Annotated in this window: 12 protein-coding genes; 5 read left to right on the plus strand and 7 right to left on the minus strand. The window is 69.4% G+C overall.

Annotation, left to right across the window (positions count from 1 at the left end; all coding sequences use genetic code 11):
• Nucleotides 1–95 precede the first annotated feature (95 nt).
• Entirely contained in the window at nucleotides 96–1,085 is a 990-nt protein-coding gene (locus ACZK39_RS14855) for a serine hydrolase domain-containing protein (protein WP_463613748.1), read from the minus strand.
• Between the two features lie 349 nt (nucleotides 1,086–1,434).
• On the opposite strand from ACZK39_RS14855, the gene ACZK39_RS14860 reads away from it, so the two are divergent.
• The 4 genes from ACZK39_RS14860 (at nucleotide 1,435) to ACZK39_RS14875 (ending at nucleotide 5,273) form a co-directional block, all read left to right on the plus strand.
• Entirely contained in the window at nucleotides 1,435–2,721 is a 1,287-nt protein-coding gene (locus ACZK39_RS14860; protein ID WP_463613749.1) for an ABC transporter substrate-binding protein, read from the plus strand.
• A gap of 142 nt (nucleotides 2,722–2,863) precedes the next feature.
• The gene (locus tag ACZK39_RS14865) at nucleotides 2,864–3,748 is read left to right on the plus strand and encodes a carbohydrate ABC transporter permease (protein ID WP_255422278.1); all 885 of its coding nucleotides are present in this window, start codon (nucleotides 2,864–2,866) and stop codon (nucleotides 3,746–3,748) included.
• Nucleotides 3,745–4,647, plus strand: a complete 903-nt coding sequence (locus ACZK39_RS14870; RefSeq protein ID WP_463613750.1) for a carbohydrate ABC transporter permease — start codon at nucleotides 3,745–3,747, stop codon at nucleotides 4,645–4,647. Before ACZK39_RS14865 ends, ACZK39_RS14870 begins: the two co-directional genes overlap by 4 nt.
• On the plus strand, nucleotides 4,644–5,273 hold the full coding sequence (locus tag ACZK39_RS14875; protein ID WP_463613751.1) for a hypothetical protein: 630 nt from the start codon (nucleotides 4,644–4,646) through the stop codon (nucleotides 5,271–5,273). The genes ACZK39_RS14870 and ACZK39_RS14875 overlap by 4 nt, the downstream gene beginning before the upstream one ends.
• A gap of 15 nt (nucleotides 5,274–5,288) precedes the next feature.
• On the opposite strand, the gene ACZK39_RS14880 is transcribed toward ACZK39_RS14875, so the two are convergent.
• Both ACZK39_RS14880 and ACZK39_RS14885 read right to left on the minus strand, forming a co-directional pair.
• A complete protein-coding gene (locus ACZK39_RS14880; protein ID WP_463613752.1) occupies nucleotides 5,289–7,217 on the minus strand; it encodes a glycosyltransferase in 1,929 nt (642 codons plus the stop codon).
• A 20-nt stretch (nucleotides 7,218–7,237) separates the two neighbouring features.
• Complete coding sequence (locus tag ACZK39_RS14885) at nucleotides 7,238–7,939, minus strand: FadR/GntR family transcriptional regulator (RefSeq protein WP_463613753.1); 702 nt, start codon at nucleotides 7,937–7,939, stop codon at nucleotides 7,238–7,240.
• Between the two features lie 121 nt (nucleotides 7,940–8,060).
• On the opposite strand from ACZK39_RS14885, the gene ACZK39_RS14890 reads away from it, so the two are divergent.
• On the plus strand, nucleotides 8,061–8,630 hold the full coding sequence (locus ACZK39_RS14890; protein WP_463613754.1) for a gluconokinase: 570 nt from the start codon (nucleotides 8,061–8,063) through the stop codon (nucleotides 8,628–8,630).
• Here ACZK39_RS14890 and ACZK39_RS14895 read toward each other — a convergent pair.
• Genes ACZK39_RS14895 through ACZK39_RS14910 form a run of 4 tightly spaced genes read right to left on the minus strand, consistent with a single transcriptional unit; the run spans nucleotide 8,620 to nucleotide 14,079 of the window.
• Nucleotides 8,620–9,888 (minus strand): endo-1,4-beta-xylanase, encoded by a 1,269-nt coding sequence (locus ACZK39_RS14895; RefSeq protein ID WP_463613755.1) that lies wholly within the window; start codon nucleotides 9,886–9,888, stop codon nucleotides 8,620–8,622. The genes ACZK39_RS14890 and ACZK39_RS14895 overlap by 11 nt on opposite strands.
• On the minus strand, nucleotides 9,885–12,194 hold the full coding sequence (locus tag ACZK39_RS14900) for a beta-glucosidase (protein ID WP_463613756.1): 2,310 nt from the start codon (nucleotides 12,192–12,194) through the stop codon (nucleotides 9,885–9,887). The genes ACZK39_RS14895 and ACZK39_RS14900 overlap by 4 nt, the downstream gene beginning before the upstream one ends.
• A gap of 26 nt (nucleotides 12,195–12,220) precedes the next feature.
• Nucleotides 12,221–13,090: a carbohydrate ABC transporter permease gene (locus tag ACZK39_RS14905; protein ID WP_459055914.1), complete on the minus strand. Its 870-nt coding sequence runs from the start codon at nucleotides 13,088–13,090 to the stop codon at nucleotides 12,221–12,223.
• Nucleotides 13,087–14,079 (minus strand): carbohydrate ABC transporter permease, encoded by a 993-nt coding sequence (locus tag ACZK39_RS14910; protein WP_182783229.1) that lies wholly within the window; start codon nucleotides 14,077–14,079, stop codon nucleotides 13,087–13,089. Before ACZK39_RS14910 ends, ACZK39_RS14905 begins: the two co-directional genes overlap by 4 nt.
• Nucleotide 14,080 lies beyond the last annotated feature (1 nt).

Here is a 14,080-nt window from a genome sequence, read left to right on the forward strand (position 1 = left end):
TTTGTACTGTCAATGGGGGGTCGGTTAAGACTTCGCTAGGACGGTTCTGGGCGCGATGGCCCGAGTTGTCCGCACATTGAATGCTGCGCTGGGGCTCACCGGAGGGCCTGGTGGCCCTGCTTCACAAGGCGTTCCAAAGTGGACACCTCGAAGCCGGGCCGCTCGGGCCGGTTGGTCATCAGCGTCCACGCCACACCCGCCGCCGGGTTGATCCAGAACTCGGTGCCGGACCAGCCGGCGTGGCCGAACACGCCGTCGGTCGCGCCCCATCCGGGGAGCTTCCAGGTGAAACCGTACTCGTCGCCGTCGTCCTGGGGGAGCGGTTCGTGGACGGGGATGCCGACGGTGAGGGGGCGGCGCATCAGGTCCAGGGTCTCGGGGCGCACGACGGCGCCGTCGCCCCGTAGGAGCGAGACGGCCACCCTGAGCAGGTCCTCCGCCCGGGCGATGACGCCCGCGCCGGGGTGGTGCTGGGCGGCGAATGTGGCCATGTCGAAGGCTCCGAGCCCGAGGACGGGCGGCGGGTCCGAGGCCTCGTCGAGGGTGAAGCTGGTCCCGAGCTCGTCGTTGAGGGTGCTGAGCCCGGACTCCCAGGTTGCGCCGCCGGCGTGCTCGATCAGCGCCGCGATGCCCTCGAAGGCGAGCGACGAGTAGCGGCGCAGGGTGCCGACGGGGGTGTCGCGGCCGGCTGCCTCGAGGGTCTCGCGCAGCGGGCGCGGGTCGTCGAGCTCGGGCTCGGTGATGCCGGAGGTGTGCGAGGCGAGGTGGCGGAGGCAGACGACGTCGTCGCGGCCCGCTCCGAACCCGGGGAGGGCGTCGGTCGGGGGAGTGTCGAGGGAGAGTGTTGCCCGCTCCAGCTCGCGGGCGGCGAGGAGGCCGACGAGGGGCTTGGTGATGGAGAACAGCCGGTAGTGGTCGCCCGTCCGCGCCTCGCGGGTGCCGGTGCGCCCGAACGACTCCATGGCCACGATGCCTTCGCGGGTGGCAACGCCTAGCACGGCCGTGGGGAGGGCGCCGTCGCGGACGAGGGTGGAGACGTAGTCGAAGGCGGCGTCGAGGCCGGGGGCGTGGGAGGTGGTCGTCATTGGTTCGCCTCGTTGCAGTGTGAAGGGACAGCGCTTGCCTGCTCGACATCGTAGTGGCGCGATGAGCGCTCCAGTGCGAGGGGTCGAGGGTGACCACGCCCCCGCGCGGAGCTGCGGAGCGGCTGGAAACGATTCCACGCGTGCCGCTGCGTCACATGCGTCCCGACTAGGACTTTTTGTCCTATCAAGTTCCTCGGCGCCGTGTCCATTTCGTTATGTCCCGGCTCTTGCGAAACGTTTCAAAGGGTGTTAACTTTTGGGAAGGCGCTTTCCAAGTGTGACGGGCGGCAAGTTGCCCGTCACGCACAGCCCAGAACGACGACGTTCCGAACCCGAGAGGACACAACTGATGTTCCCCAAGAAGCACACCCTCGTGGCGCTGATCGCCAGCGCGGCCCTGGCCCTGACGGCCTGCGGTGGTGGCGGCGAGACCGCCCCTGAGGCCACCGCCTCCTTCGATCCCAACGAGGCGGTGTCACTCACGTTCACCTGGTGGGGCAACGACGACCGCGCTGCCCGGTACGAGAAGTTGATCGCTGCTTTCAACGAGGACTACCCCAACATCGAGATCAACGGTACGTTCACGGACTTCCCCTCCTACTGGGAGAAGAAGCAGACCGAGGCTGCAGGCGGCGGTTTGCCGGACGTGTGGCAGTTCTCAGACAGCTACCTTCGTCAGTACGCCGAGCCGGGCTACCTGCTGGACCTCGGCACGGTCTCCGATCACATCACTCTTGACACCTTCGACGACGGGCTCAAGGGCACCGGTCAGCTTGAGGGCGTCCAGTACTCGCTCCCCACCGGTTACAGCACCTGGGCGAACTTCGTCAACGATGGGCTGATCGCCGAGCACGGGCTGGAGATGCCCGAGGGCGGCACCACCTTCGCCGAGTTCACCGATTGGATGGCAGACGTCACCGAGAAGACCGGCGGAACCGTCTACGGCGGCACCGACGTCACGCAGCGGATCCAGACCTTCGAGTTGTCGCTGCGCGCCGAGGGTAAGAATCTCTACACCGAGGACGGCGAGCTCGGCTTCACCAAGGAGGAGCTGAAGGCCTTCTGGGAGTCCGGGCAGGCCGTCCGCGACGGCATCGGCGTCCCTCAGAACAAGCTGGAGGAGATCGCGCCCAAGTCCGGCTTCGGCGCCAACCTCACCGTCAGCGAGACCAGCTGGAGCAACTTCCTGGGCGGCTACCTGGCCGATTCGGGTGCCGAATCGATCTCGATGATCGCGCCTCCCACTGCAGTTGAGGGGTCGAAGGACCTCTACCGCCAGGCAGGCCTCCAGATGGCCATCTCGGAGAACACCGAGCACCCGGAGGCCGCGGCGCTCTTCCTGGACTTCGTTGTCAACAGCCCCGAAGCCGGCGAGATCTTCGGCACTACCCTCGGCTTCCCGGCCTCCAGCAGCAAGCTCGAAGGCGCCGTGCTGGAGGGTCCCGACAAGCAGGTGGCCGACTTCCTCGCCTCCGTTGAGGACCGCATCGGCGACGCCCCGCCCGTCCCGGTCGTCGGATACGGTGCCTTGGAGCAGAAGTTCTGGGACCTGGGCAAGGCGCTCGGGCTCGGTGCCGTGACCGTCGACGAGGCCGTCGACCAGTTCTTCGCCGAGACCGAAGTCATCCTCGGCTGAGCACGGAAACGGACCTGACACCATGACCATCGCACCCAAGAGTGCGGCCACAACCGCCGCGGGCCCGGTTCGCCGGGCCCGCGGCGGGGGGCCCGTCACTGCAGCAGAGCACGCGGCTTCCGCGCCCCGCCGCAGGAGGGCCTTGCAGCGCCGCGAGGACGCGGCCGGCTACCTGTTCCTCACGCCGTGGCTGGTGGGCTTCTTCCTGCTGACCGCCGGCCCCATGATCTACTCGTTGTACCTCGCGTTCACCAACTACAGCATCTTCGGCACCACCGAGTTCATCGGCCTCGGCAACTTCGAGCGCATGCTCAGCGACGAGGTGTGGTGGGGGTCGGTGCGCATCACCCTGATCTACGTGCTCGTGGGTACCCCGATCAAGCTCGCCGCAGCCCTCGGCGTGGCCATGCTGCTCAACTACCGCAGCCGGGGCACCGGCTTCTTCCGCTCGGCGTTCTACGCGCCGTCGCTGATCGGCGCATCCGTCAGCATCGCTATCGTGTGGCGCGCCATGTTCTCCACCGGTGGCCCCGTGGACAGCTCGCTCAGCCTCTTCGGCATCAACATCGGGGGCTGGGTGGGAGTCCCCGCCCTCATTCTGCCCATGATGATCCTGCTGGCCGTCTGGCAGTTCGGCGCACCCATGGTGATCTTCCTGGCCGGCCTCAAGCAGGTGCCACAGGAGCTCTACGAGGCGGCCTCCGTCGACGGCGCCGGACCCTTCCGCAAGTTCGTCAGTGTGACACTGCCTATGCTTTCGCCGGTCATCTTCTTCAACCTGCTCCTCGAGATGATCCACGCCTTCCAGATCTTCGCCTCGGCCTACATCATCGGCTCGGGCACCGGCGGGCCTGCGGGAGCCACCAACTTCTACACCGTCTACCTGTATACGCGGGCCTTCACCAACAGCCAGATGGGCTACGCCTCGGCGATGGCCTGGGTGCTGCTGGCTGTTGTCGGCGTGATCGCCTTCATCATGTTCCGCACCTCCAACCAGTGGGTGCACTACTCGGGAGACAAGCGATGACCGCCACCACCTCCGCCTCTGAGCGGGGCGCCCTCGTGGGACCGCGGCCCCGCGGCATGCGCAGCAGGCGCACATGGGCAACCGTCGGATGGGTAGCGGCCATGGTGCTCCTCACCGCAGTGGTCCTCTACCCGCTTGCCTGGATGTTCTCGGCCTCGTTCAAGCCCACGTCCGAGTTCGGCGCCAACCAGTCGTTCCTGCCGGAGAATGCCACCATCCAGAACTACTTCAAGGTTCTGGAAGGCATCGGCGGGGTGCCGCTGTGGCGGTTCTTCGCCAACTCGTTCATCCTGGCGACGTTCTCGGTGATCGGCATCGTGATCTCCGCGTCGCTGGCGGCCTACGCGTTCGCGCGCGTCAGGTTCCGGGGAAGCGGCGTGTGGTTCGCCATCATGATCGGCACCCTCCTGCTGCCGTTCCACGTCCTGATCATCCCCCAGTACATGCTCTTTCGGCGGCTCGACCTGATCGACACCTTCGTCCCGCTGCTACTGGGCAAGTTCCTGGCCGTGGAGGCGTTCTTCGTCTTCCTCATCGTCCAGTTCATCAGGGCGCTGCCCCGTGACATGGACGAAGCTGCACGCATCGACGGCTGCGGCCATTGGCGGATCTTCTGGCTGATCATCCTGCCGCTGATCAAGCCGGCCCTGGTGTCGGCGTCGATCTTCGCGTTCATCTGGAGCTGGAACGACTTCCTCGGGCCGTTGCTCTACCTGAACTCTCCGGAGAACTACCCGCTACCGCTGGCTCTGCGGGTGTTCAATGACCAGACCTCGACGTCGGACTACGGCGCGACGGTCGCGGTGTCCGTCCTGGCGCTGCTTCCCATCCTGCTGTTCTTCATCATCTTCCAGCGGTTCCTCGTGGAGGGCGTCTCGACGCAGGGGCTGAAGGGATGAGGCGACGGCCGCGGTTCGCGGTACAGGAGCCTGCCGATGGCAGCGTGCTCCGGTGGCCGGGCGCCACGGCCAAGTTCGCGCTCCTCGGTGAAGTGCTGTGGGTGGGCATCCTGATGGCGGTGGCATGCCTGCCGCTGGTCACCTGGCCGGCGGCTTTCGCGGCCGGCGCCGCGCATTTGCGCCGATTCCTGCGGGGTGAGTCCTCGACGGTGGGGCAGTTCGTCGACGACGTGCGCCGCGCGATGCCCGGCGGCGTCGGGGTAGGGGCGGCCTCGCTGCTGCTCGGCGTCCTCGTCGCCTTCGATCTTCGGATCGCCGCGGACGGCGCGTTGCCCGGGGCTGCGGGGATCGCCGTCGTGTTGAGCGTTGCCGCGGGCGTCGCAGCGGTCCTGATCCTCACCGCCGCTGCGTCGTGGCGGCCTGGGCTACGGTGGCGCAGGCTTCTGTCGGAGGCGCCCGGTCGGCTCTCCCGGGCCCCGTTCGTCGCCGTCACGACCGCCGTGGCGCTCGGCCTCGCCGTCGTCATCACCTGGCAGTACCTGTTGTTGCTCGTGCCGGCACTTGGCGTGCTGGCGTTCGCCGTGGTGGCGATCCACGAGCGAGACCTCGTCGCTTCTGCTGGCTGAGGTGCCGCCAGGCCGCTACGGCAGGTGGGGGACGTCTCCCCGCAGGCCCGTCGACGTCACGATGGTGTCGGGCTGGCCCCCGCTGTGGGTGATGGTGCGGTCGTCGTCGTGGACCGTCAGTTGGGTGCGGTGATGCCGCAGCGCCTTCGCGATACGTGGGCGGTAGCCCTCGAGGTCGAACCACCTCGCCGCGACCTCCCGATCCGTGGTCAGCGCGGCGAACGGAATCCCGATCTCCTCAGCGGCGGCCTTGCTGAGGTGGTGGGTGCGCACGTGGTCCGGGTGGCCGTAGCCGCCGTCATCGTCGTAGCTGACCACCAGGTCCGTGCCCATCTTGCGTAGGAAGGCGGCGATGTCCGCGGTCGCCTCCGACTCGTCGGCCGAGGTGAGCGAGCGCTCGTCGGCCTCATCGCCAGGACCAGCGACACCCTCGGAGATCCACTGCATGCCCGAATCCAGGTAGCGGCGCGGCTCGTCGGTGGCGCGGGCGGGAGGCATCCCGAGGTAGGCGTGGGCGTGCACGCCCAGCGAGTCCAATGCCCCCGCCAGCTCAGCCTCGCGCCGCTGCTCCAGCGCGGGCGTGCCCTCCAGGTAGGACAGCGGACCGGGCACCACGCCCCCCATCTCGCCGCGGGTGCACGTGAGCACCGACACCTTCAGGCCCTCGTCCACCAGGTGCGCGATGAGCGCGCCGGAGGCGAGCGTCTCGTCGTCCGGGTGGGCGTGGATGAACGTGACGTGCTTGACCGCGCCGTTGGCGATGGCGCGACGGTAGGCCTGGAGCGTCCGGTCCGCCACGTGCGCCCACGTCATCGATTCAGCACGTTCGCGGGCGGTGACGCCCATCCGCGCCCGACGATCGGGGTCGCGGAGGAGGCGCAGCAGCGCCGCGGCCCAGTCTGCGGGATCGTGCGTGGGCACCAGGTCGCCCGTGTGGGTGTTGCAGATGGCCTCGGTGAGCCCGCCGGCGGCAGCGGCCAGCGTCGGGATGCCGGAGGCCGACGCCTCCAGGGCCACCAGGCCGAAGGTCTCGGAGTAGGACGGCACCAGCATCACGGAGGCGTGCCGCATGATCCGCGCGAACGACTCGCGGTCCTGCCCAGGAAGGAAGGTCACCTCGCCCGCGACACCACCCTCCTCGACGAAGCGGTGCAGCTCGGCCTCGTAGTCGGCGAAGTCCGCCGAGACCTGCCCGACGATCACCAGATCCGGCCGCTCCTCGGCCGGGATCAGCCCGAGCGCTCGGATGGCCACGTCCGGGGCTTTGAGCGGCTGGAGGCGGGCGGCGAACAGCACGTATCCGGGCTCGACGCCGGGCGCCGGCACCCACACCTCTCCCGGGTCGGCCGGATGGAACAGCTCGGTGTCCACCCCGGGACGCACGATCATCACCTGCTCCGGGTCCGCCTGGCAACGCCCGATGACGACGGCGGCCTCGTGGCGGCTGACTGCCAGGATGAAGTCCGACTCCGTGGCGCAGTAGACCTCGCCGTCGATCCGTGCCGGGGACTCCGCGGGCTCGCCGTCGCGCAGGGAGGAGTTGGGGTGCGCCGCCACTGAGTGGAAGGTCATCAGATGCGGGATGCCGGCCGCGCGGGCCAGCGGGATGGCGGCCACGCCGGACATCCAGTGGTGGGAGTGCACGAGGTCGAAGCGGTCCAGCGCGCCCAGATTGTCGCGGAATTCGTCGATGTGGGCATCGATCTGGCTCTTCGGCAGGGGTGTGGCAGGGCCGGCGGTGATGTGGTGGACGATCAGGCCGTCGTCGAGGGTGGCGGTGGCGGGCTGATCCGCGGAGGAGCGTCGCGTGAAGAATTCGACGTGCGCCCCGGCCTGCTGGAGAGCAGTGGCGAGGGCCCGGATGAGGACGTTCATGCCCCCGGCATCGGCCGTGCCGGCCCGCTCGGCGGGGGAGGTGTGGAGCGAGATGAAGGCGACGCGCATGGGGTGACGCTACTACCTCCTCAGAGGTGGGCGAGCGCGTCGCTGACCTCATGGACCAGCGCCCGGGCGTGCGACTCCGCCGCCACCGCGTCCCCGTCGACGATGGCCCGAGCCATCGCGTCGTGCCGGTCGAGGATGTCGGGTTCGGGATGGGCGGGCTGGAGCCCGAGGTGCGTGCGCCCGACGAGGACCTCCCCGATCGTCTCTCCCAGCGCGGCGAACATCTCGTTGCCGGAGGCCTGCAGCAGCAGGGTGTGGAACTCGATGTCCGCGCGCAGGAACTCCTCCAGGTGGCCCTCACCTGCTTCGCCCAGCCGTCGAAGAGTGGCGGCCAGCTCGGTGAACCGCAACCGTTCCTCCGGGGTGGCGCGGGTGGCCGCGTGGTGGGCCGCGGCGGGCTCGACGGCGGCGCGGAGTTCGGTGAGCGAGCGCAGCTGGGCGTCGTGCTGACCCGACTGGAGCCGCCACTCGATGACGCGGGGGCTGAATACCTTCCACTGCCCGGCGGGGAGGACGGTGATGCCGATCCGCGGACTCGCGGCCACCAGCGACAGCTCCTCCAGCGCCCGCATGGTTTCGCGGGCGACGGTGCGCGAGACACCGAAGCGCTCCGTCAGATCCTGCAGGGTGAAGCCCTCGCCGGGGGCGAGCTGACCGCTGACGATCTCCACACCGACGGTGTCCATGACCGAGTGGGAAAGGGCGGCGCGGGGGCTGGACATGGGCCCCAGGGTAGTGGTCGTGGAGCCCAGGGGTGGGGTCCGGATTTGCAACCCCCGTCGGCACTGTGCAATGGTAGTATCATTGAGGCGACGCGGCCAAGCGCATGAGGAGGGCTGTCCAGTGGATCACAGCGGTCAAGGCCCTGCGGGGCACATCGACGCGAACCGGCCCGTGCACGTGGTCGTGCTGGGCGCCGCGGGCACCGGCAAGACCACCATCGGCCGGGGCCTGGCCGATCGTCTGGGGCTACCGTTCGGGGAGGGCGACGATTTCCACACCGAGGCCAATCGCGTCAAGATGGGCGCGAGCCAGCCGCTGACCGACGAGGACCGTTGGCCGTGGCTGGCGACGTTGAGGGATTGGATGTCCGAGCAGGAGGCGGCGGGCCGCTCGTCTGTTGTGGCGTGCTCGGCCCTTCGCGCGGACTACCGCGACGTGCTGCGCGAGGCCGACGGGGACGTCTTCTTCGTCCACCTCGTCCTGCCGGAGGACGTGAACCTGGAGCGGTTGGTGGCTCGGCAGGGGCACTTCATGAAGCCCGTGATGCTGGGCTCCCAGCGCGCCGCGCTCGAGGCGCTCGGGGAGGGCGAGGAGGGGATCGAGGCGATCAACGTCGGCGATCCGCGTCAGGTCGTCGAGGACCTCGCGGCGGTCCTCGTCGAACGCTTCGGCGCCCGCCTCAGCGGCTGAGATCTACGCCGGTTTCGGAGCCCGCCGCGACATTGAACGCCGTGCCCCGGCCGTCGACGACAGCCTCGTAGTCTCCCGCGAAGCCCTCGACGGCGACCTCGCCCCGCTCATCCGCGACCACGCTGGTCTCCGGTACCCACCACTCGCCGCGGATGAGGCCGCGCAGCGCCTCGAAGGACGGCTTGGGGGTGCCGTCGGCACGGATCAGCCCGATCGGCGCGCCCAGCCAGGCGCCCGCGTCGGTGATGCCCCAGTAGGTGATGGCCTCCACCGAGCGGTGTTCCACGAGCGTGCGGTAGTGCCGCGACACCTCGTCGGCCTGCCTTGCCTCGCCGTCGACGGTGGAGGGCCAGGACGGGACCTGGTAGTCGTTGAGGTCCACGATCTCGGCCGGCATGATCTCCCCGGAGACGAGGCTGGTCTCCGACATCTGCAGCGGCAGGGCGAAGCGGGCGAACCGTGCCAGCACCTCCTGCGTGCGCTCCTCGCCCCAGTAGCCCTGATGCATGTGGCTCTGCAGGCCGATGGCGTCGATCCGGATCCCGGCGTCGAGGCACTCCTCGATGAGGCGTTCGTAGCGGGCTGACATGTTGAAGTCGTTGAGCACGAGGCGCAGAGACGGGTCCGCCTCGCGCGCGGTGTCGAACGCAAGCCTCACCATGCCCACCCGGCCCAGCTCGCGGGCGAGCGGGGTGATGGCGTTGGCCTCGGCGGTGAACTCCGGCATGATCACCACCTCGTTGATGGCGTCCCACAGCCCGATCAGCCCGTCGAAGTCGGCCACCTCGCGGCGGATCCGCTCCTCGATGCGGCGGCGGACCTCCGCGGTGGGGAGGTCGAGCAGCCACTGCGGGGCGAGCGTGTGCCACACCAGGGGGTGGCCCTTGACGACCACGCCACGCTCCACGAACCAGCGGGCGGCGGCCTGCATGCGCCGCGTGTCGGGCAGCCCCCGGTGAGGCTCGAAGGTGCGCCAGTAGAAGGGCAGGGTCGCGGTGTTGAACAACTCCAACCATTGCCCTGCCAGTGCCTGGGCCATCTCGCTGGGCGCCTGGCCGAATCCGGTCGACACGGTCTGCTCCTCGCCATTGGCGAGGCCGATGAAGTCGAACCCGATGTTGCCGAAGGCGAACGCGTGCCGGGTCTGCCGCACCGTGACCGACCGCCCCGCGGCGGCCGGCCCGAGGCTGAGCACCGCGGTGCCCATCCGGTGCGCGTAGACCCCGGGGTCCGCCGCCGCCGCGACCCTCGAGCTCACAGCGCCGCCACCGTGACGGGCGTATCCAGCACGCGACCCTCCGCGACGACCCGCCGCTCGCCGGTGACCTCCACCGACAGCGCGGGCAGCCGGTCCTCCGACGAGGACCCGATCGAGAGCTGCACCTCGCCCGGCTCGACGATCCGGGCCATGTCGACTCCGGTGAACGACGACCGATCCGCGTGCACCTCGAAGGTCACCCGTACTGACGCGCCGGCGGCCAGGTCAACCTTGCGGAAGCCGATCAGCTGCTTCAGCGGCCGCACCACCTCCGCCCAGGGGTCGCTGAGGTAGAGCTGGACCACGTCGGCCCCGTCGCGATCCCCGACGTTGGTGACCGTGACGGACACCTCGACGGCGCCGTCGACGGGCATCGTCGGCGAGGACACCGCGACATCCGAGTACTCGAACCGCGTGTACGAGATGCCGTGCCCGAACGGGAACCGCGGGATGGGATCGAGGTTGGAGATGCCGTTGGAGAACCATCCGAGCGGAGCCGCCAGGTAGGTGCCAGGCTGGCCGCCGTGGTGCGAGGGCAGCCCGATCGGGAGCCGGCCCGACGGGTTGAGCGCGCCGGAGAGGACCCCGGCCAGGGCGTCCGCGCCCTCGACGCCCGGCATGAACGCCTGGACGACGGCGGCGCAGCGGTCGGCGTACTCGCCGACGGCGTAGGGGCGGCCGGTGACCAGCACCAGCACCGTCGGGGTGCCGGTGGCCAGCACCGCCTCGACCAGCTCGTCCTGCCGGCCGGGGAGGCGCAGGTCGACGGCGTCGCAACCCTCGCCGGAGGTGCCGTCCCCGAACATGCCCGCGATGTCGCCCACGGTGACCACGGCCACGTCGGCGCCGGCGACCGAGGCCACGGCCGCGGCCAGGTCCTCGTCGGTGCCGTCCATGAAGCCGGTGCCCTGCGCGAAGGTGACGGCGTCACCGAGCACGGCCGTCAGGGCCTCGTCGAGGCCGCGGATGGGGAGGCCGATCTCGGTGCCGGTCTTGGCCATGACGTGGTTGGGGAAGGAGTAGCAGCCCATGAAGCTGCGCACGTCGGCCCACACGGGACCGACGACGGCGACCCGGCGCCCCGCGGCCAGCGGCAGCACGCCGTCGTTGCTGAGCAGCACGACCGACTCCTCCGCGACCCGGCTCGCGATCCTGCGGTTGCGCGGGGAATCCAGGTCCGCGGCTGGGTCCGCAGTCGGCTCCCAGCCGTCGTCGAGCAGCCCCAACTGCAGCTTCTGCCGGAGCACGCGGCGCGCTGAGCGGCGGACGTCGTCCTCGTTGAGCATCCCGCGCGAGATGGCCTCCTCGATGGCCCAGTAAGAGCCCGTGGAGGGCAGTTCGATGTCGAGCCCGGCGCGGATGGCCAGCGCCGCGGCGGTGGCGTCGTCGGGGGCGATCCGGTGCATCCGGGTGAGGAAGGCGATGCTCCAGTAGTCCGAGACCACTGTGCCCTCGAAGCCCCAGCGGTCGCGCAGCACGCCGGTCAGCAGCTCGGCCGACGCGGCGGCGGGTTGGCCGTCGATGTCGCAGTAGGAGTTCATGATGGATCGGGCCCCGCCGAGGCGCAGCGCCATCTCGAACGGCGGCAACATCACGTCCTCGAGCTCGCGGCGCCCCATCGACACAGGCGCGTGGTTGCGCCCAGCGCGGCTGGCCGGGTAGCCGACGAAGTGCTTCGGCGTGGCGATCACACCCGCCGACTGCAGGCCGCGCACGTAGGCGGTGCCGAGGCTGCCCACCAGGTACGGGTCCTCACCGCAGGTCTCCTCGACGCGGCCCCAGCGGTAGTCGCGCACCACGTCGAGCAGTGGCGAGAGCCCCTGGTGGACGCCGACGGAGGCGAGGTCCGAGCCGATGGCCGCGGCCATCTCCTCGATCAGCTCGGGCCGCCACGTGGCGCCCCAGGCGATCGACGCCGGGTAGACGGTGGCGCCCAGTGCGGTGAAGCCGGTGAGGCATTCCTCGTGAGCGACGGCCGGGATGCCGAACGGGTTGGCCGTCACCACGTCGGCCTGCAGCCGGCTCAGCTTGGCGGCGCCGTTGGGCACGCTGACCGGGGCGGTGCCATAGACGCGGGTGAGGTGTCCCAGCCCGCCGTCGATGGCCTCGTCCCAGGGGCGCAGTTCCTGCGCGAACTCGTTCTCCATCGGCGCAACCTCGTGGGCGTCCGGGTCCGGTGCCGGGCGGTCGGCGTCGGCGGGCAGCCAGTAGGAGCCGAGCTGGTGGGTCAGGTCGGCCAGGGACATCTCGGCCAGCAGCGCATCGAGGCGCGCGTCGAGGGGTGCGGTGGGGTCTGTCCAGGTCATGGGGGAGTCGATTCTGCGCGCGGGCGTCAGCCCTTGACCGCGCCTTGGAGGCCGCCGACGATGCGGCGCTGCATGGTGAGGAAGAAGACCATGGCGGGAACCATCGCCAGGGTGGTGAACGCGAACACGCCGGCGGTGTCGGAGGAGTGCTCGGTGGAGAAGTCGGCCACGCCCAGGGGGAGGGTGCGCATGTCGCCCTGCAGCAGAAGGAGCGGCAGCAGGTAGGCGTTCCAGGACCCGACGAAGGCGAGGACGCCGACGGTGACCAGACCGGGGCCGGACAGGGGCACCATGATGCGGGTGAAGATGCTCAGCCTGCTGGCGCCGTCGATCGCGGCGGCCTCCTCGAGCTCGGCCGGGATGGCCTGGAGGAAGGGTCGCAGGATGACGATGGTCATGGGCAGCGCGAACGCGGCCTGGGGGAGCGCGACGCCCCACCAGGTGTTGCTCATGCCGAGGTCCTTGCTGATGATGATGAACAGCGGGATCACCGCCACCGTGGCGGGGAACAGCAGGCCCAGCACGAAGATCATGTAGATCTTCTCGCGCCCGGGGAAGTGGTAGCGCGAGAGCGGGTAGGCCGCCATCAGGCCGAGCACCACCACCAGCGCGGTGGTGAGCAGCGCGATCACCATGGAGTTGAGGCCGTAGCGCCAGAAGTTGGGGTTGGTCAGCACGCCGGTGTAGTTGGACCAGATCCAGGGCGACGGGAGCCCGGCCGGGTTCTCGGCGAGCTGCGCGTTGCTGCGGAAGCCACCGAGGATGGAGTAGAACACGGGCCCGAGCGAGAATGCCGCCACCACGAGGCCCACCAGGTAGACCACCGGGTTGACGCTCATCAGGCGACGGCGGCGCGGGGCCGCGTCGGACGCGGCGCGGGCGGTGATCGCGGTCATCGGCGGACCTTTCGCTTGTCGTTGGCTTCAATGTCGCGGCTGAGGATGAAGCGCTGGTAGAGCAGAGCCATGGTGAGGGCCACCACGAACAGCACCACCGACGCGGCTCCGGCGATGCCGTAGTTGCTGCGCTTGGTGCCCTCGTTGATGAGGAAGGTGGCCATGGTGGTGGTGGCGTTGGCGGGGCCGCCGCCGGTGAGGATCCACACCATGTCGAAGAGTTGGAGCGAGCCCAGCATGGACAGGAACGCCCAGGTGCGCAGGGTGGGTCCGAGCAGCGGGATGGTGATGTAGCGCTGGGTCTGCCACCACGAGGCGCCGTCGATCTGGGCCGCCTCGTCGAGCTCCTGGGGGACTCCCTGGAGGCCTGCGAGGAACAGCAGGATGGCGAAGCCGAGGTACTTCCAGGTGAGCACCACCATCACGGTCCACAGCGCGATCTCGGGGGTGCCGAGGAAGCCCTGTTCGGGGCCTTGGATGCCGAGGGTGGCGAGCATGGAGTCGATGACGCCGTAGCGGGGCTGCAGCAGCTGGAACCACACCACGCTGGCGATGACCTCGGCGAGGATGTAGGGCACGAACACGATGGTGCGCAGCAGCCCCTGGAACTTCATTTTTCTGTTGAGCAGCAGCGCGACGGCGATGCCGAGCGGAAGCTGGATGGCGATGGAGGCCACCACGATGATGAGGTTGTGGCTGAGCGCCCCGAGGAACACGTCGTTGCTGAGCACCGAGGCGTAGTTGCGGAGGCCGACGAAGTCCACCAGTGGGCCGAAGCCCTTCCAGCGGTAGACCGAGAACTGGATCGCGCGCAGCATGGGCCACACGACGAACATGAAGAAGAGGATGAGGGCGGGCAGGACGAAGATCGCGATCTCCAGGCCCATCTTCCAGTTGACGGGCCGCTTCCGGACGGGGGAGAGCGGGCGCTCGTCGCGCCCGCCCTCCACGTTGATCCGGCCCGCCGCCTGCTGAGAGGTGGCGGTCATT

Source organism: Tessaracoccus luoxuelianae (assembly GCF_055326245.1).